Origin of the sequence: Trinickia dinghuensis (genome assembly GCF_003367175.1) — a bacterium.
Lineage (GTDB): Bacteria > Pseudomonadota > Gammaproteobacteria > Burkholderiales > Burkholderiaceae > Trinickia > Trinickia dinghuensis.
In genome coordinates this window covers 225,087-243,170 of record NZ_QRGA01000003.1, presented here as the reverse complement: position 1 = coordinate 243,170, position 18,084 = coordinate 225,087, and the positions used below count along the sequence as shown (strand labels likewise).

The window sequence follows — 18,084 nt, the reverse complement described above, 5'->3', positions numbered from 1 at the left end:
CTTTAACTCTACAGCTGCAAACCTTTGGAGGAAGTCATGGGTCAGTACGCCGCGCCGCTGCGCGACATGCAATTCGTGCTGCACGAACTGCTGAACGTCGAAAACGAAGTCAAGGGCATGCCCAAGCACGCCGATCTCGATGCCGATACGATCAACCAAGTGCTCGAAGAAGCCGGCAAGTTCTGCGCTGAAGTCCTGTTCCCGCTGAACCAAAGCGGCGACGAGGAAGGCTGCACCTATGCGGGCGACGGCGTGGTCACGACTCCGAAGGGTTTCAAGGAGGCGTATCGCCAGTACATCGACGCGGGCTGGCCCGCGCTCGGCTGCGATCCCGAATACGGCGGCCAAGGCCTGCCCGCATTCGTGAACAACGCGCTCTACGAAATGCTCAATTCGTCCAACCAGGCATGGACGATGTATCCGGGCCTCTCGCACGGCGCCTACGAGTGCCTGCATGCGCACGGCACGGCCGAGCAGCAGAAGGTCTATCTGCCCAAGCTCGTGGCCGGCGAGTGGACGGGCACGATGTGTCTGACCGAGCCGCACTGCGGCACCGATCTCGGCATCCTGCGCACGAAGGCCGAGTCGAACGGCGACGGCTCGTATCTGATCACGGGCACGAAGATCTTCATTTCGAGCGGCGAACACGATCTTGCCGAGAACATCGTCCACCTGGTACTCGCGCGTCTGCCCGATGCGCCGCCGGGAACGAAGGGCATCTCGCTGTTCATCGTGCCGAAGTTCGTGCCCAACGAAGCGGGCGAGCCGGGCGAGCGCAACGGCATCAAGTGCGGCTCGATCGAGCACAAGATGGGCATCCACGCGAACTCCACCTGCGTGATGAATCTCGACAACGCCAAGGGTTGGCTCGTCGGCGAGGCGAACCGCGGCCTGCAAGCGATGTTCGTGATGATGAACGCGGCGCGTCTCGGCGTCGGCATGCAAAGCCTCGGCCTCACGGAAGTCGCCTACCAGAACTCGCTCGTCTACGCGAAGGAACGTCTGCAGATGCGTTCGCTGACGGGTCCGAAGGCACCGGAGAAGGCTGCCGATCCGATCATCGTCCACCCGGACGTGCGCCGCATGCTGCTCACGCAGAAGGCCTACGCGGAAGGTGCGCGCGCGTTCTCGTACTGGTCGGCCCTGCAGATCGACAAGGAACTCTCGGCGCAAGACGAAGCCGAGCGCAAGGAAGCGGCCGATCTCGTCGCGCTGCTGACGCCGATTCTGAAGGCGTTCCTCTCGGACAACGCGTTCGAGTGCACGAACCACGCGATGCAAGTCTTCGGCGGCCACGGCTTCATCAAGGAATGGGGCATGGAGCAATACGTGCGCGATGCCCGCATCAACATGATCTACGAAGGCACGAACGCCGTGCAATCGCTCGATCTGCTGGGCCGCAAGGTGCTCGGCGACATGGGCGCGAAGCTGCGCAAGTTCGGCAAGCTCGTGACGGATTTCGTCGAAGCCGAAGGCGTGAAGCCCGAAATGCAAGAGTTCATCAACCCGCTCGCCGATATCGGCGACAAGGTGAGCAAGCTCACGATGGAAATCGGCATGAAGGCGATGCAGAACCAGGACGAAGTGGGCGCCGCGGCCGTGCCGTATCTGCGCACGGTCGGCCATCTGGTCTTCTCGTACTTCTGGGCGCGCATGGCACGGATCGCGCTGGACAAGCAAGCGTCGGGCGATCCGTTCTACAAGTCCAAGCTCGCCACGGCGCGTTTCTACTTCGCCAAGCTCTTGCCCGAAACGGCCAAGACCATCCGCGAGGCGCGCGCGGGCTCGAAGACGCTGATGGAAGTCGACGAGGCGCTGTTCTAAGCGACACGCCCAAGCCGCGCGGCACGCACGAGACGGCGTGCCGTGATCAACCCGATTTACCGCATCTCGATGACGAAGCTGCATGCGCCGTGCGCGACGCGCAGCTATCGAGCCAGCGAAAACGCATGACTCCGACGGAGGAAAGACGTGAGCAATCTGATCATTCGCAAGGTGGCCGTGCTCGGCGCCGGCGTGATGGGCGCGCAGATCGCCGCGCACCTGATCAACGCCAAGGTGCCGGTGCTGCTGTTCGACCTTCCGGCCAAGGAAGGCCCGAAGAACGCGATCGCTTTGAAGGCGATCGAGAACCTCAAGAAGCTGTCGCCCGCGCCGTTCGGCAATAAGGACGACGCCCGCTACATCGAGCCGGCGAACTACGAAGACGACATCGCCAAGCTCGGCGAGTGCGATCTCGTCATCGAGGCGATCGCCGAACGGATGGACTGGAAGCACGACCTGTACAAGAAGGTCTCGCCGCATCTCGGGCCGAATGCGATTTTCGCGACGAACACGTCGGGCCTGTCGATCACCAAGTTGTCCGAAGGATTCTCCGACGAGCTGAAGTCGCGCTTCTGCGGCGTGCACTTCTTCAACCCGCCGCGCTACATGCATCTCGTCGAGCTGATTCCGACGACGCACACGCGGCCGCAAATTCTCGACGATCTCGAATCGTTCCTGACGAGCGTGGTCGGCAAGGGCGTCGTGCGCGCCAAGGACACACCGAACTTCATCGCGAACCGCGTCGGTATTTTCTCGATCCTCGCCGTCATCACGGAAGCGGCCAAGTTCGGGCTGCGCTTCGACGAAGTGGACGATCTGACGGGCTCGCGCCTGGGTCGCGCGAAGTCGGCCACGTTCCGCACGGCGGACGTCGTCGGCCTCGATACGATGGCGCACGTCATCAAGACGATGCAGGACAACCTCGCCGACGATCCGTTCTTCCCCGTGTACGAGACGCCCGCCGTTCTGGCCGCGCTCGTCGCGAAGGGTGCGCTCGGTCAGAAGACCGGTGGCGGCTTCTACAAGAAGGACGGCAAGGCCATCAAGGTGCTCGACGCCAAGACGGGCGAGTATGTCGAAGGCGGTGCGAAGGCCGATGAGCTCGTTGGCCGCATCCTCAAGCGTCCGGCGGCCGAGCGCCTGAAGCTGCTGCGCGAATCGGAGCACCCGCAGGCGCAATTCCTCTGGTCGATTTTCCGCGACGTCTTCCACTACATCGCGGTGCATTTGGAGTCGATCGCCGATAACGCGCGCGACGTCGATTTGGCCATCCGCTGGGGCTTCGGCTGGAACGAAGGCCCGTTCGAAGGCTGGCAGGCCGCCGGCTGGAAGCAGGTGGCCGAGTGGGTGCAAGAAGACGTCGCCGCGGGCAAGGCGCTGTCGAAAGCGCCGCTGCCGTCGTGGGTGTTCGAAGGCGCGGTTGCCGAGCAGGGCGGCGTCCATACGGGCGAAGGCTCGTTCTCGCCGGCCGCGAACAAGTTCGAGCCGCGCTCGACGCTGCCCGTCTACGGCAAGCAAGTGTTCCGCGCGCCGCTGCTCGGTGAAACGGGCGTCGATCCGCGGGCTTACGGCAAGACGCTGTTCGAAACGGATTCGGTTCGCGCGTGGGTGGATGACCGAGCGGGCGAAGACGACGTCGTCATCGTCTCGTTCAAGACGAAGATGAACACGATCGGCCCGGGCGTGCTCGACGGCCTCGCGCAAGCGATCGAGCTCGCTGAGAAGTCGTACAAGGGCGTCGTCGTGTGGCAGCCGACCTCGCTCAAGCTCGGCGCGCCCGGCGGTCCGTTCTCGGCTGGTGCCAATCTCGAGGAGGCGATGCCGCAGTTCATGATGGGCGGCGCCAAGGGGATCGAGCCGTTCGTCAAGAAATTCCAGCAAGGCATGCTGCGCGTGAAGTACGCGAACGTGCCCGTCGTGGCCGCGGTGTCGGGCATCGCGCTCGGCGGCGGCTGCGAGCTGATGCTCCATAGCGCTAAGCGTGTCGCGCACATCGAGAGCTATGTCGGCCTCGTGGAAGTCGGCGTTGGTCTCGTGCCCGCGGGCGGCGGCCTGAAGGAAGCCGCGCTGCGTGCCGTCGACGCAGCCGCCGCAGTCGGCGCGTCGAACGGCGAGCTGCTGAAGTTTCTCTCGAAGTCGTTCGAGAACGCGGCGATGGCGAAGGTGTCGGCCTCGGCGATCGAAGCGCGTTCGATGGGCTATCTGAAGCCGTCGGACACGATCGTCTTCAACGTGTTCGAGCTGCTCGACACGGCGAAGAAGGAAGCGCGAGCATTGGCCGCCGCGGGCTATCGTCCGCCGCTGCCGGTGAAGCAAGTTCCGGTGGCGGGCCGCTCGGCGATTTCGACGATCAAGGCGCAGCTCGTGAACATGCGCGACGGCAACTTCATCAGCGCGCACGATTTCTTGATCGCCTCGCGCATTGCCGAAGCCGTTTGCGGCGGCGACGTCGAAGCGGGCAGTCTCGTCGACGAAGAATGGCTGCTCGCGCTCGAGCGCCGCGCATTCGTCGATCTGCTCGGCACGCAAAAGACGCAAGAGCGAATCATGGGCATGCTGCAGACCGGCAAGCCGGTGCGCAACTAAGACGGCGAACGCATATAGCATTCAGGAGTTGCAAATGAGCAAACAATTGCAAGACGCATACATCGTCGCCGCGAGCCGCACGCCGATCGGCAAGGCGCCGCGCGGCGTATTCAAGAGCACGCGCCCGGACGAGCTGCTCGTGCACGCGATCAAGTCGGCCGTGGCGCAGGTGCCCGGCCTCGATACGAAGGTCATCGAAGACGCGATCGTCGGCTGCGCGATCCCCGAGGCCGAGCAGGGCCTGAACGTCGCGCGGATCGGCGCGCTGCTCGCGGGCTTGCCGCAATCGGTCGGCGGCGTCACGGTCAACCGCTTCTGCGCGTCCGGCGTTACGGCGCTCGCGATGGCGGCCGACCGCATTCGCGTCGGCGAGGCCGATGCGATGATCGCGGGCGGCTGCGAATCGATGAGCATGGTGCCGATGATGGGCAACACGCCGTCGATGTCGCCGCACATCTTCGATAGCGACGAGAACTTCGGCATCGCCTACGGCATGGGCCTGACGGCCGAGCGCGTGGCCGAGCGCTGGAAGGTGAGCCGCGAGGATCAGGACCGCTTCGCGCTCGAATCGCACCAGAAGGCGATCGCCGGCCAGCAATCGGGCGAGTTCAAGGACGAGATCGCGCCGTACACGATAGTCGAACGCGTGCCCGATCTCGCCACGGGCGAGGTGAAGACGAAGACGCGCGAGATCGCGCTCGACGAAGGCCCGCGTCCGGACACGACCGTCGAGGGCCTGGCCAAGCTGCGCGCCGTGTTCGCGAACAAGGGCTCCGTCACGGCCGGCAACAGTTCGCAGACGTCGGACGGCGCCGGCGCGCTGATCGTCGTTTCCGAGAAAATCCTGAAGCAGTTCAACCTGACGCCGCTCGCACGCTTCGTGAGCTTCGCCGTGCGCGGCGTGCCGCCCGAAGTGATGGGCATCGGCCCGAAGGAAGCGATTCCGGCCGCGCTGAAGGCCGCGGGCCTGACGCAGGACGACCTCGATTGGATCGAATTGAACGAAGCGTTCGCGGCGCAATCGCTGGCCGTGATGCGCGAGTTGGGCCTCGATCCGGCCAAGGTCAATCCGCTCGGCGGCGCGATCGCGCTGGGCCACCCGCTGGGCGCGACCGGCGCGATTCGTGCGGCGACCGTCGTGCACGGCCTGCGCCGCCGCAACCTGAAGTACGGCATGGTGACGATGTGCGTCGGCACCGGCATGGGCGCGGCAGGCATCATCGAACGGCTGTAATTGCCGCCGTGAGCCGGCAATGACGGTTCGTGCGCCTCGGAGCGATCCTTCGAGGCCGCGAACCGTTTTCCTTTGGGAGAGAGACGATGGACATTGTGGTTGAGCGCAGTGCCGAAGGCGTGATGACGATCGCGTTGAACCGGCCCGAGAAGAAAAACGCGATCACGGCGGCGATGTATCAGACGATGGCCGACGCGCTGGCCGATGCGCAAGAAGACGCGGCGGTGCGCGCGATCCTGATTCGCGGCGGCGCGCAGGTGTTCAGCGCGGGCAACGATCTAGAGGACTTCATGAAATCGCCGCCGAGCGGCGAGGACGCGCCCGTGCTGCAGTTCCTGCGGCGCATCAGCCGTGCGGAGAAGCCGATCGTGGCGTCGGTCGTCGGCGTGGCCGTCGGCATCGGCACGACGTTGCTGCTGCACTGCGATCTGGTCTATGCGGCCGAGTCCGCCACCTTCTCGCTGCCGTTCTCGCAGTTGGGGCTGTGCCCCGAGGCGGCGTCGAGCTTGCTGCTGCCGCGCATCGCGGGCTACCCGCTGGCAGCCGAAAAGCTCCTGCTCGGCGAAGCCTTCGACGCACAGGAGGCGCATCGGATGGGCATCGTCAATCGGCTGCTGCCGGCAGGCGAAGTCGATGCGTTCGCCTACGCGCAGGCGCTCAAGCTCACCGCGCTCCCGGCGGCGTCGCTGCGCGTGACGAAGGCGCTGATGAAGCGCGCCAATGGGCAGGAAATCGCCGATCGCATGAAGGAGGAAATCGTGCACTTCGGCAAGATGCTGCTCGCCCCCGAGGCGCGCGAAGCGATGATGGCGTTCTTCCAGAAACGCAAGCCGGATTTCCGGCAGTTCGGTTGAAGCGCCGGCCGTGACGGCGGCGCTTCAAGCGCCGCCGCCGTACTCGACGTAGCTCGTCTCCCGGCAAAAGCTGACGAGCCGAATCCCGGCCTGCCGCGCGATCGCGATGGCGAGCGAGGAGGGCGCCGAGATCGTCGCCACCATCGGAATGCCGACGCGGGCGGCCTTGCGCACGAGTTCATAGCTCGCGCGGCTCGACAGAAAGACGAAGCCGTTCGTCGCATCGACGCGATCGAGCACGAGGCGGCCGATCAGTTTGTCGAGTGCGTTGTGCCGGCCGACATCCTCGAATGCCAGTGAAATCGCACCCTCGGCATCGCACCACGCGGCGGCATGCAGGCCGCCCGTCATGCGCGTGAGCGACTGGTGCGACGGCAGCTCATGCGCGGCTCGCGCAATGGCGTCGGGCGAGAGCCGCTCCAAGAACCCCGTATTGGGTACTTGCTCCGGCGCCAAATCGAGCAAATCGATGCTCTCGATGCCGCAGACGCCGCAGCCCGTGCGGCCCGCGAGCGCACGCCGCCGGTCCTTGAGCGCGACGAAGGCCTGTTGCACGATCGTCAATTCGACTTGCGCATAGGGCATCGCCACGCCGTCGCGGTGAAACGCGACCTCGATGTCACGAATGTCGCTGCCGCGCTCGACGATCCCTTCCGAAATCGCGAAACCGACGGCGAATGCCTCCAACTCGCGCGGCGTGCACATCATGACGGCATGCGAAATACCGTTGAAAACGAGCGCCACGGGCCATTCCTGGCCGACCTGGTCGACGGTCGCCTCCATCGCGCCGTCACGATGCCGGCGTACTTTTTGCTCGATGACGCCGCGCTCATCCAAGCCGTCCAACGGGTCGTTCAACATCGCTCCTCGTCCAAGTGCCAACTACCACGCCCTTCGGCCGACCGCCGCAACGCAGGGATGCCGGCCGGTGTTTCGCGGATAAGGTTCTAAAATACCCGAAGCGGGCGCCGCTTGCCCGTACGAGCAGGCGCACGAGCGCCAAAGGACACGCCATGGGATTGCATGAAACGCCGCTACTGTTCGATTTCGAGCGTGTATCGTCGGAGGACCTCACCTACATGCCGATGTCGGTCCGCTTCAATCTCGACCGCTTCGGTCTTCGTATCTCGCTCGCGCAGTGGCAACTGCTGCCGCATCCGGACCGCGCCTTGCTGGCGCGGTTTCCCGTCGACGAAGACGCCCAGATCGAGCCGAACTTCGATCATGCCTTGTTCGAAATGATGCGCACGCACGCGAACCTCGAGCCCGAGTGGTTCTCGCCCGAGCCCGAGCCGGCCTGGCGCAACGCGGCCGCCGTGCCCGAAGGCGTGCTCACCCACAGCCGGATGGCCGGCGCGAACGTGCCGAGCGTCGAGCGCTGGGGGAAACTCGATCCGTTCAAGCGCTACATTCTGACGAAACTCACGCGCAAACCGGAGGCAAGTCATGACTTTCTACCGGCGATGCGCGAGTTCGGGCTGATGGAGTGATTCCGTCCCTATAAAACATCGAAGGCGGAGAACACCGCTGTCCGGCCGCCAGGCTTCGTACCTTTTTCGTCGAGCCGCTGTGAGGCGCTGGGGCGTTCATTCCTCAGCGCCGTAAGAATATTTTTGTTTTGCCACCCTCAACTTGCGCCGAACGCTGCCGTTATCCATTGGTTTGGCGCGTAAAGGTCCGTATCGATCCCAGCACGAAGGAACGAGCGAGCCCGTAGAAATCTGAAGCCGCGCGCCCCATCCCGAGTGCCCTGAAACCCAGGAACTCAACCCTGGGCACTAGAGACGACCGGCTTTCTACATCCAATGCGTTCCTTTTTCTCGAAACGGCTGCTGATCAACGTCGCCGCCGCCGCCGCGGTGACCGGCGCTAACGCGTTCGTCGCCTACGAGCACTCGACCGGGCTCGCCACCGTCCTGCTTATCGTCACGCTCGTGGTGGGCTGCGGCATGTTCATCTACACCTTCGGCGTGCGCGAGAGCGCCGCGCGCGCGAAAATCCGCGTCGCCCGTGCGATGCGGCGCAGCGACCAACGGTTTCGCGAACTGTTCGACGCGCACCCCGTGCCGATGTGGATCTACGATCGCGAGACGCTGGGTTATCTCGCCGTGAATGCCGCGGCCGTCGAGCAGTACGGCTACGGCGAAAGCGAGTTTCTCGGTATGACGATTCGCGATCTGTGCTGGCCCGACGAAATCGCCCGGCTCGAATCGTATCTCGTGCGCGGGCACGCGGCGCCGCGCCGCGGGCGCGTGTCGGCGGGCGTTTGGCGCCAGCGGCGCCGTGACGGCACGCAATTGAGCGCCGACATCACGAATCACGCGCTGACGTTCATGGGCCGCCCGGCGATGTTCGTGCTGGCCGACGACGTGACCGAGCAAATCAAGGCCGAAGCCGAGGCGCAGCGTTCGAGCCACATGCTCGAGACGGTCATCGACAACATCCCGCAGCGCATCTTCTGGAAGGACCGCGATTCCCGCTACCTCGGCTGCAACATGGCGTTCGCGCGCGATGCGGGCCTGGCCTACACCGAGCAGGTGATCGGCAAGACCGATGAAGACCTGCCGTGGTCCGCGCTCGCCGATGCGCTGCGCAAGGCCGACGAAGAGGTGATCGCGACCGGCGTGCCGAAAATGAACCACGAGTTCGAGGTGCTGATCGACGGCGCTCTCCGGGCCGGGATCACGAGCAAGATTCCGCTGACGAACGGCGACGGCAGCGTCATAGGCGTGCTCGGTTCGTACACGGACGTGACCGACCGCAAGCGCTCCGATCTCGCCCTGCGTCTGCAAAGCCGGGCGCTCGATGCCAGCGTGAATGCGATTCTGATCACGGCGGCGTCGGGCAACGGCCATGTGATCGAATACGCGAACCCCGCGTTCAAGCGCATCACGGGCTACGATCCGGCGGAAGTGGTCGGCCAGGATTGCCGCTTCCTGCAGCGCGACGACCGCGATCAGGAAGGGCTCGTCGAGATTCGAGAAGGCCTAGCCGCCAACCGCGAAGTGAGCGCGGTCTTGCGCAACTATCGCAAGGACGGCGCGCTCTTTTGGAATCAGCTGTTCATTGCGCCGGTGCCCGATCCGGACGGCAACACCACGCATCATATCGGCGTCGTGAACGACGTCACCGATCTGATCCGCTACCAGGAGCAGCTCGAGTATCAGGCGAACTACGACGGCCTGACGCGGCTGCCGAACCGCAATCTGCTGCGCGAGCGTCTAGATCAGGCGATCGCGCGCGGCAAACCGCTCGCCGCCGTCTTCATCGACCTGGACGGTTTCAAGAACGTCAACGACAGCCTCGGCCACAGCATCGGCGATCGGCTGCTGTGCGTGGTGGCCGAACGGCTCGCGCGCAGCGCGCGGCCGAGCGATACGGTCGCGCGGCACGGCGGCGACGAATTCGTGATCGTGCTGACCGACGCCGTCGACGAGAAGACGCTGATCGGCTGGATGGAGCGCGTGCGCGCCACGATCTCCGAACCTGTCTGGCTCGACGGCACCGAGCTCTACGTGGGCTGCAGCATGGGCGCGAGCTTGTTCCCGCAGGACGGGGAGGATGTCGAGACCCTGCTGAAGAAGGCCGACCTCGCGATGTACCGCGCCAAGGACATGGGCCGCAACACGTTCCAGTTCTACCAGCCCGAGATGAACACGAGCGTCGGGGCCCGGCTCAACCTCGAGCGGCGTTTGCGGCGTGCACTGAGGGACGGCGAATTTTTGCTGCACTACCAGCCGCAGGTCGACATCGAGACGGGGCAGATTGTCGGCATGGAGGCGCTTGTGCGCTGGCTCGATCCCGAAGTGGGGCTCGTGCCGCCGTCGGCGTTCATTCCCGTGGCCGAGGAGAGCGGCCTCATCGGCCCCCTGTCGGAGTGGGTGCTGCGCGAGGCGTGCCGCCAGAACAAGGCTTGGCAGGACGAGGGATTGCCGCCCGCGCGCGTGTCGGTGAATTTGTCGGCGCGGCAGTTCCAGCAGCGCGACATCGCCAAGCTCGTGATGGCGATCCTCGAGGAAACAGGCCTGGAGCCGCAGTATCTGGAGCTGGAGTTGACCGAGAGCACGATCATGCGCAACGCGGAGGAGGCCGTGACGATGCTGGCCGAACTGCACGCGCTCGGCATCGGCCTCGCGATCGACGACTTCGGCACCGGCTATTCGAGCTTGAGCTATCTGAAGCGCTTCCCGGTCGATCGTCTGAAGATCGACCGCTCGTTCGTGTCCGACATCGGCGCCTCGAGCGACGACGAAACGATCACGTCCGCCATCATCGCGCTCGCGCATTCGCTGCAATTGCAGGTGATCGCGGAGGGCGTCGAGACGGCGGCGCAGCTCGACTTCCTGAAAGAGCGGGCCTGCAACGAAATGCAAGGCTACTTCTTTGCGCGGCCCATGCCGCACGACGCCATTCCCGAAATGCTGCAGCAAGCGGGCGCGCTGAGCGCACGCGCGGCCGCGGGCGTGCCGGCTTGATTCCGCGCGCGTGAAGCTAGAGGCTTGGGGCTGCCGCGCCAGGGCGAGCGGCCCGCCGCCGATTGTTGTTACTTCAGATCAGGAAGCGCGCGCGGACGGCGGTCCTTGTCGGTCGCGACGTACGTGAGCGTGGCTTCCGTCACTTTGACGAGTTCTTCCGTCAGGCTCATCCGTTGGGCGAACACTTCGACCGATACGGTAATCGAGGTCGTGCCCGTTTTCACGATATCGGCGTAGAAGCTGAGCAGATCGCCGACGAAAACCGGCTGCTTGAACACGAACGAGTTGACGGCGACCGTCGCGACGCGGCCGTTGGCGCGCCGGCTGGCGGGAATCGAGCCCGCGATGTCGACTTGCGCCATGATCCAGCCACCGAACACGTCGCCGTGCACGTTGGCGTCAGAGGGCTGCGGCACGACGCGCAGTGCGCAGTTTTTTTGCGGAAGCAGCGGGGGGGAGTGGGTCATCGGGGTACCTGTTCAGCGACAATGGGCCGAGCCTGCGACAATAGCCGTCAACGATAGGCCGGCCAGCGAAATTGTACGGGCAAACGCGCACACGGCGCACGGGTCGCGCTCAGGACACTGGGCGGCGCACCGTTCGCCGGGGAAGCGCGGGTCCCGCGGGCCGCCGCTCGATCCGCCGCCGCCGCGGCTTTGCTTCTATTTCGCCCCATGCGCCGCTACAGCTCCTCGCAAGAACCCGCGCCCGCCGCCGCCTCCGGCGCGCCGCGCCGCGACTGGCAGACGATTCGTTCGCTGCTTCCCTATCTCGCCGACTACAAGGGGCGCGTCGCGCTCGCGTTGTCGTGCCTCATCAGCGCGAAGCTCGCCAATCTCGGCGTGCCGATCGTCATGAAGCACATCGTCGACGGCCTCGCTTCGATGCAGCGGCTGACGGCGCTCGGCCGCGCCGAACACGACCCGGCGATCGTGCTCGCCGGCGGGATGGGCTTGCTCGTCATCGCCTATGCGCTCGTGCGGCTATCGACGTCGATGTTCACCGAACTGCGCGAAATCCTGTTTTCGAAGGTGACGGAAAGCGCCGTGCGCCAGATCGCGCTGAAGGTATTCCGCCATTTGCATTCGCTTTCGCTGCGCTTTCACCTCGACCGGCAGACGGGCGGCATGTCGCGCGACATCGAGCGCGGCACGCGCGGCATATCGCAACTGATCTCGTACTCGCTCTACAGCATCTTGCCGACGCTCGTCGAAGTCGGCCTCGTCCTCGGTTTCTTCGTCGTCAAATACGAGGCCTACTACGCGCTCGTCGCGTTTGCCGCTTTGGTGACGTACATCGTGTTCACGGTCAAGGTGACGGAGTGGCGCACGCATTTTCGCCGCACGATGAACGAACTCGATTCGCGCGCCAACTCGCGGGCAATCGATTCGCTGCTCAACTACGAGACGGTCAAGTACTTCAACAACGAAGACTGGGAGGCGCGTCGCTACGACGAAAACCTGAAGCGCTACCGGGCCGCCGCGATCAAATCGCAAAACTCGCTGTCGGTGCTCAACTTCGGTCAGCAAACGATCATCGGCACGGCGCTCGTCCTGATCCTGTGGCGCGCGACGCAAGGCGTGATGGCGGGACGGCTCACGCTTGGCGATCTCGTGCTCATCAACACGTTCATGCTGCAACTGTACGTGCCGCTGAATTTTCTGGGCGTGGTCTATCGCGAGCTCAAGCAGAGCCTGACCGACATGGACCGGATGTTCACGCTGCTCGGCGCCGCGCGCGAGGTGCCCGACTCGCCCGGTGCGGCCCCGCTCGCCGTGCACGGCGGCGAAGTGCGCTTCGAGCACGTGCGTTTCGGCTACGAGCATTCGCGCATCATCCTGGACGATGTCACGTTTTCGATCGCGGCGGGCACGACGACGGCCGTGGTCGGGCCGAGCGGTTCGGGCAAATCGACGCTGGCGCGGCTGCTGTTCCGCTTTTACGACATCGATCGCGAGCGGGGCGGCGCCATTACCATCGATCGGCAGGATGTTCGAGACGTGACGCAGGATTCGCTGCGCGCGTCGATCGGGATCGTGCCGCAGGATACGGTCCTGTTCAACGACACGATCTACTACAACATCGCCTATGGGCGCCCCTCGGCGACGCGCGACGAAGTGATCGCCGCCGCGCGCGCGGCCCATATCCACGATTTCATCGAAACCTTGCCGAAGGGATACGACACGGCCGTGGGCGAGCGCGGGCTCAAACTATCGGGCGGCGAGAAACAGCGCGTCGCGATCGCGCGCACGCTGCTCAAGAATCCGCCGATCCTCATTTTCGACGAGGCGACGTCCGCGCTCGATTCGCATTCGGAACGCGCGATCCAGCAGGAACTCGATCAGATCGCGCGCGGGCGCACGACGCTCGTCATCGCGCATCGGCTCTCGACCGTCGTGCATGCCGAGCAGATCATCGTGATGGATCACGGGCGCATCGTCGAGCGCGGGACGCACGCCGATCTGCTCGAGGCGGGTGGGGCATTCGCGCAAATGTGGGCCCTGCAGCAGCGCGCCGTCTCTCGCGCGCATGCGGAAAGCGCGGCGCACGGCGAAGGCGCTTGAGTCGCTCGCCTTCGCCTAGGATTTCCCGAGGATGGCGCGGCCGGCGCTTAGGCGTCAGCCGTTAGGCGTCGCGTGTTGGCCGTCGGCGTTTAGCCGTTGACGGCGCGACCGGCGCCGCGCAGCGCGGCATCGAGGGCGCGCAATTGATCGGGGGTGCCGACGTTTTCCCAGCGCCCTTCGTAAAGCTCGCCGCTCGCGAGTCCCGAGGCGATCGTCTCCCGGTAGTAGGGCGTCAGCGCGCGGCGCTCGCCCGGGGCAAGCGCGTGGAACATGCGCGTGTCGTAGACGCCGATGTTTCCGAACGTGTAGCGCGTCTCTCCCTCGAGCGACAGATGCCCCGTCCCGTCGAGCGCGAAATCGCCGCGCGGATGAAAAGGCGGATTCGGCACCATGACGAGGTGCATGCGCGGTTGCTCGGACGCGGCCACGCGCGCGGCCGGCTCGCGCAGCCGCGCGTAGTCGAAATCGCAGAACACGTCTCCGCTGACGGCCGCGAACACCCGCGCGCAGCCGTCCGCCTCGAGCAGCGGCAGTGCCTTGGCAATGCCGCCCGCCGTTTCGAGGGCCTCGGTCTCGGCAGAATAGGCGATCTGTACGCCGTAGCGCGCGCCGTCTCCCAGCATCTGCTCGATTTGCTCGCCGAGCCACGCGTGGTTGATGACGATCGTCGTAAAACCCGCTTGTGCGAGACGTTCGATTTGCCAAACGATGAGCGGCTTGCCGCCCGCTTCGAGCAGCGGCTTGGGCCGTGTGTCGGTGAGCGGGCGCATCCGCTCGCCGCGGCCCGCGGCGAAAATCATGGCCGTCGTGAGTGCGTGCGTCATCGGGTGAGTGTCTAGGATCTTGGACTGTGGACCGTCGATCGTCCGCTCAAAACGTGTAGCCGACTTCCGGCGCGCGGCTCTCGAGATCGTCGAGCAGCCGTGCGAACGGCACGAGCGGGCGATAGCGCTCGGCTACCTTGCGCGCGTAGCCGACGAAGCGCGGCAAGTCCGCCAGGTAGCGCGGCTTGCCGTCGCGGTAGTGCAGCCGGGCGAACAAGCCCAGGACCTTGATGTGCCGTTGCAGCCCGATCCATTCGATCTGCCGGTAGAACTCGCCGAAATCGGGGTCGACGGGCAGGCCGGCCTTTTTGGCGCGCTCCCAGTAGTAGACGAAACAGTCGAGTTCGAACTCTTCGTCCCAACTGATGAATGCGTCGCGCAGCAGCGATGCGACGTCATAGGCGATCGGCCCGTACACCGCATCTTGAAAATCGAGCACACCGGGGTTGGGCTCGCAGATCATCAGATTGCGCGGCATGAAATCGCGCAGCATGAACACTTGCGGCTGCGCGCGAGCGCTCGCGATCAGCAGTGCATAGGTACGGTCGAGCACGCCGCGGATCTTCTCGTCGACCTCGCGGCCGATGTGCCGAGCCACGTACCATTCGGGCATCAGCTCCATCTCGCGGCGCAGGAACGCTTCGTCGAAAGGCGGCAGCACGTCCTCGCGCGAACTCGATTGCCAGCGGATCAGCGCATCGATCGCGGCGCGCATCAGCGGTTTGGCGCGCGCGGTATCGCTCGAGTCCATCTCGGCGATATAGGCGCGCGTGCCGAGATCGGTCACGAGCATGAAGCCCGCGTCGAAGTCGCATTCGAGCACGCGCGGCACGTGCACGCCGGCGTCGGCCAGCATCTGCGCGATCTGCGCGAACTCGCGGCATTTTTCGGGAGGCGGCGCGTCGACGGCGATCAGCGACGCGCCGTGCTCGCCGGCGGCGGCGAGGCGGAAATAGCGGCGGAAGCTGGCATCGGCCGAGGCCGGGACGAGGCTCGGCAAGTCGAGGCCGTAGCGGGGAGCAAGCGTGCCGAGCCAGGCGGCGAGCGCATCGCGCCGGGTATCGGTGGGGAAATCGGTCATTGTGTCAGCGGGCTGCAAAACGTCTTGCCATATAATACCCGACGACTTTTCATGTTGCGCCCCTGTTCCCGTGTCGGCTTTTGCACGGTTCCGTTCGACTGCTCGTCGTCCGTATGCGCGCGCTCGTCGCCGGCATGCGCCGCGGCGCGGCGCGCACGCGGGCGGTCCGAGTAACGTGCGGCGGGTGGGGAGAGCGCCGCCGAGCCGATTCGCCAAACGATAGATGCCGCCCAGACAGCCCCTTTTAACGAATTTTTCCGGCGACAAGCTGCCGCGCTTGAGGCGGCTCGCTACGGCATTGATCGCCGTACCGGGCTTGATGCCTTCCGTATCCCATGCACAGTTGTCGGGCGCTGCCGCGCAGCCGCAGCAGACCGATGCGCCATGGGGGCTGCGGCTTGCGCCGCAGCTCGAAGAGCATCCGTTGCTCCCGGGCAGCTCGCCCGCCACCTTCGTGATCGGCGATCAGGCGCGAGGCACGGCCGATCAGGACGTCGCGGTGAAGGGCGCGGGCGAACTGCGGCGCGGCGTGGCCGTGATCAAGGCCGATGCGTTCCACTACGATCAGGACACGGACATGGCCGACGCGTACGGCAGCGTGCGCGTGATCGAAAACGGCGTGTTGTTCGCGGGCCCGGAAGCGCATTTGAAGGTGGAGGCCAGCCAAGGCTACATGCCGCTGCCGAAGTACCACTTCAATTCGAACGGCGGCTCGGGCAGCGCGCAGCGTGTCGATCTGCTCGATGCCGAGCGCTCGGAGTTCACGAGCGGCACCTATACGGCTTGCCAGTGCGAGAAACCCTCGTGGTACATCCGCGGCTCGCGGTTCGATTTCGATACGGGCGCGGACGAAGGCGTCGCGCACAACAGCGTGCTGTTTTTCCAAGGCGTGCCGATCTTCGCGAGCCCGTGGATGTCGTTTCCGCTCACGGGCGATCGACGGAGCGGCTTGTTGCCGCCGACGTTTTCGATGGGCTCGACGAACGGCTTGGAGCTATCGCTTCCGTACTATTTCAACATCGCGCCCAATCGCGATCTGATGCTGACGCCGCGCCTGATCTCCAAGCGCGGCGTGCAAACGCAGGCGGCGTTCCGCTATCTGTCGCCCACCTACTCGGGTACGTTCACCGCCGAGTTTCTGCCGAACGATGCGCTCGCCCATGAGAATCGGTATGCGATCTACTGGCAGCACGCTCAGAGCCTCGGTAACGGCTTTGGCGCGTACGTCTCGTATAACCGGGTCTCCGATCAAAATTACACCAAGGATCTCGCCTCGGCCGGCAACGAGTTCCTGAACGGCACGCAGACGCTGTTCCAGCAGGAAGCCGGCCTCACTTACAACAACGGGCCTTGGTCGGTGCTCGCGCGCGTGCAGCACTGGCAAACGCAGCAAGGTTCCACGCCGCCGTACGGCCGCGAGCCGGAGTTGAACGTCAAATACGCGAAGTACAACATCGGCGGATTCGACTTCGGCGCCGAGGCCGACTACTCGCGCTTTCGGATTACGACGGCCGATTCGACCGAGGGCGACCGGTTCGTGTTCAACCCGTACGTGTCGTACGGAATCGTCGGGCCGGGGTATTTCGTCACGCCGAAGGTGCAGTGGCACTTCGCGTCGTACGACTTGAGCAACATTTCAAGCACGGCGCCGGCAGGACAGCCGAAGGCGTTCACGGAATCGATTCCGACCTTCAGCTTCGACAGCGGGCTCGTTTTCGACCGCTCGATCCGTCTGTTCGGCGACGACTACATCCAGACGCTCGAGCCGCGGCTCTACTACGTCTACACGCCGTACCGCGACCAGAGCTTCGCACCACTGTTCGATACGGCCGAATCGGACTTCGGTCTGGCCGAAATCTTCACGCCGAATACGTTCGTCGGCAACGACCGCATCGCCGACGCCAACCGCCTCACGGCGGCGTTGACGACGCGCTTCATCAATGCGGCGACCGGGGACGAGCGCGCGCGCTTCGTGATCGCGCAGCAGTATTACTTCACCGATCAGCGAGTGGTGCTGGACTCGACCACGCCCACTCCGGCCACGAGTCATTCGGATCTGCTCGTTGGGGCTTCGCTTAAGCTCGGAGCCGATTTCGCCTCGGAGACGGCGTTCCAATATAATGCGGACCAGCATCAGCTTGTGCGCTCGAGCATCGGCTTTGGGTTCAGTCCCGAAGACCGCAAGGTCATCAACGTAGCCTATCGGTACACCCGTGCGAACCCGACGCTCAGCAACCAGCCGATCAACCAGATACTGGTTTCGGGGGAATGGCCGCTGACGCACCGGCTCTACGCCGTGGCCCGGGCCAAATACGATTTGGATGGGCATCGCTTCGTCGACGCCCTCGCCGGCTTCCAGTACGATGCCGATTGCTGGATTCTCGGTGTCGGCGCGCAGCGTTATGCTAACGGCGTCAATTCCTTGGGGCAGTACACGACGGATACGCGGGTGCTGGCGCAGTTGACGCTAAAGGGCCTCTCGAATGTCGATAACGGGCTCGTAGCGGCATTCCGCGCGGGCGTGGCGGGTTACGAGCCGCCGCCGCCGCCGCTGCCGCCGTTGGCACGGTTCACCAATTACGAGTAATTGGACGAGCAACGCGTACGGCCTTCCGGGTCGTGTGCGCAAAAAAGGGGCGCGA

The 18,084-nt window shown here is 64.9% G+C and carries 12 protein-coding genes; 8 read left to right on the top strand and 4 right to left on the bottom strand.

What is annotated here, in order from left to right; genetic code table 11:
• The first annotated feature begins 36 nt into the window (after positions 1-36).
• From DWV00_RS05265 to DWV00_RS05250, 4 genes are all read left to right on the top strand, one after another.
• Entirely contained in the window at positions 37-1,824 is a 1,788-nt protein-coding gene (locus DWV00_RS05265) for an acyl-CoA dehydrogenase C-terminal domain-containing protein (protein WP_115532496.1), read from the top strand.
• A 147-nt stretch (positions 1,825-1,971) separates the two neighbouring features.
• Positions 1,972-4,410, top strand: a complete 2,439-nt coding sequence (locus DWV00_RS05260) for a 3-hydroxyacyl-CoA dehydrogenase/enoyl-CoA hydratase family protein (RefSeq protein ID WP_115532495.1) — start codon at positions 1,972-1,974, stop codon at positions 4,408-4,410.
• A 34-nt stretch (positions 4,411-4,444) separates the two neighbouring features.
• The gene (locus DWV00_RS05255) at positions 4,445-5,644 is read left to right on the top strand and encodes an acetyl-CoA C-acyltransferase (RefSeq protein ID WP_115532494.1); all 1,200 of its coding nucleotides are present in this window, start codon (positions 4,445-4,447) and stop codon (positions 5,642-5,644) included.
• 86 nt (positions 5,645-5,730) lie between these two features.
• Positions 5,731-6,498 (top strand): enoyl-CoA hydratase, encoded by a 768-nt coding sequence (locus DWV00_RS05250; RefSeq protein WP_115532493.1) that lies wholly within the window; start codon positions 5,731-5,733, stop codon positions 6,496-6,498.
• 24 nt (positions 6,499-6,522) lie between these two features.
• On the opposite strand, the gene fdhD is transcribed toward DWV00_RS05250, so the two are convergent.
• Positions 6,523-7,359, bottom strand: coding sequence for a formate dehydrogenase accessory sulfurtransferase FdhD (gene fdhD, locus DWV00_RS05245; RefSeq protein WP_115532492.1), 837 nt, complete (start codon positions 7,357-7,359; stop codon positions 6,523-6,525).
• Positions 7,360-7,511: 152 nt separating this feature from the next.
• Here fdhD and DWV00_RS05240 point away from each other — a divergent pair, with 152 nt between their 5' ends.
• Complete coding sequence (locus DWV00_RS05240) at positions 7,512-7,988, top strand: nitrate reductase associated protein (protein ID WP_115532491.1); 477 nt, start codon at positions 7,512-7,514, stop codon at positions 7,986-7,988.
• A 315-nt stretch (positions 7,989-8,303) separates the two neighbouring features.
• Positions 8,304-10,973 carry a sensor domain-containing protein gene (locus DWV00_RS05235; RefSeq protein WP_115532490.1) on the top strand — a complete coding sequence of 890 codons (2,670 nt, stop codon included), beginning with the start codon at positions 8,304-8,306 and terminating at the stop codon, positions 10,971-10,973.
• A gap of 68 nt (positions 10,974-11,041) precedes the next feature.
• Here DWV00_RS05235 and DWV00_RS05230 read toward each other — a convergent pair whose 3' ends face one another.
• Positions 11,042-11,440 carry an acyl-CoA thioesterase gene (locus DWV00_RS05230; protein WP_115532489.1) on the bottom strand — a complete coding sequence of 133 codons (399 nt, stop codon included), beginning with the start codon at positions 11,438-11,440 and terminating at the stop codon, positions 11,042-11,044.
• 207 nt (positions 11,441-11,647) lie between these two features.
• Here DWV00_RS05230 and DWV00_RS05225 point away from each other — a divergent pair, with 207 nt between their 5' ends.
• Positions 11,648-13,537 carry an ABCB family ABC transporter ATP-binding protein/permease gene (locus DWV00_RS05225; protein WP_115532488.1) on the top strand — a complete coding sequence of 630 codons (1,890 nt, stop codon included), beginning with the start codon at positions 11,648-11,650 and terminating at the stop codon, positions 13,535-13,537.
• A gap of 89 nt (positions 13,538-13,626) precedes the next feature.
• Here DWV00_RS05225 and murU read toward each other — a convergent pair whose 3' ends face one another.
• Both murU and DWV00_RS05215 read right to left on the bottom strand, forming a co-directional pair.
• A complete protein-coding gene (gene murU, locus DWV00_RS05220) occupies positions 13,627-14,361 on the bottom strand; it encodes an N-acetylmuramate alpha-1-phosphate uridylyltransferase MurU (protein WP_115532487.1) in 735 nt (244 codons plus the stop codon).
• A 46-nt stretch (positions 14,362-14,407) separates the two neighbouring features.
• Entirely contained in the window at positions 14,408-15,442 is a 1,035-nt protein-coding gene (locus DWV00_RS05215; protein WP_115532486.1) for an aminoglycoside phosphotransferase family protein, read from the bottom strand.
• Between the two features lie 223 nt (positions 15,443-15,665).
• On the opposite strand from DWV00_RS05215, the gene DWV00_RS05210 reads away from it, so the two are divergent.
• On the top strand, positions 15,666-18,029 hold the full coding sequence (locus DWV00_RS05210) for an LPS-assembly protein LptD (protein WP_115532485.1): 2,364 nt from the start codon (positions 15,666-15,668) through the stop codon (positions 18,027-18,029).
• The last annotated feature ends 55 nt before the right edge of the window (positions 18,030-18,084 follow it).

Coding starts and splice junctions, on each gene's coding strand:
- murU (WP_115532487.1), bottom strand. CDS start 14,361: ATGACGCACGCACTCACGACGGCCATGATTTTCGCCGCGGGCCGCGGC.
- DWV00_RS05225 (WP_115532488.1), top strand. CDS start 11,648: ATGCGCCGCTACAGCTCCTCGCAAGAACCCGCGCCCGCCGCCGCCTCC.
- DWV00_RS05255 (WP_115532494.1), top strand. CDS start 4,445: ATGAGCAAACAATTGCAAGACGCATACATCGTCGCCGCGAGCCGCACG.
- DWV00_RS05265 (WP_115532496.1), top strand. CDS start 37: ATGGGTCAGTACGCCGCGCCGCTGCGCGACATGCAATTCGTGCTGCAC.
- DWV00_RS05210 (WP_115532485.1), top strand. CDS start 15,666: ATGCCGCCCAGACAGCCCCTTTTAACGAATTTTTCCGGCGACAAGCTG.
- DWV00_RS05215 (WP_115532486.1), bottom strand. CDS start 15,442: ATGACCGATTTCCCCACCGATACCCGGCGCGATGCGCTCGCCGCCTGG.
- DWV00_RS05230 (WP_115532489.1), bottom strand. CDS start 11,440: ATGACCCACTCCCCCCCGCTGCTTCCGCAAAAAAACTGCGCACTGCGC.
- DWV00_RS05240 (WP_115532491.1), top strand. CDS start 7,512: ATGGGATTGCATGAAACGCCGCTACTGTTCGATTTCGAGCGTGTATCG.
- DWV00_RS05250 (WP_115532493.1), top strand. CDS start 5,731: ATGGACATTGTGGTTGAGCGCAGTGCCGAAGGCGTGATGACGATCGCG.
- fdhD (WP_115532492.1), bottom strand. CDS start 7,359: ATGTTGAACGACCCGTTGGACGGCTTGGATGAGCGCGGCGTCATCGAG.
- DWV00_RS05235 (WP_115532490.1), top strand. CDS start 8,304: ATGCGTTCCTTTTTCTCGAAACGGCTGCTGATCAACGTCGCCGCCGCC.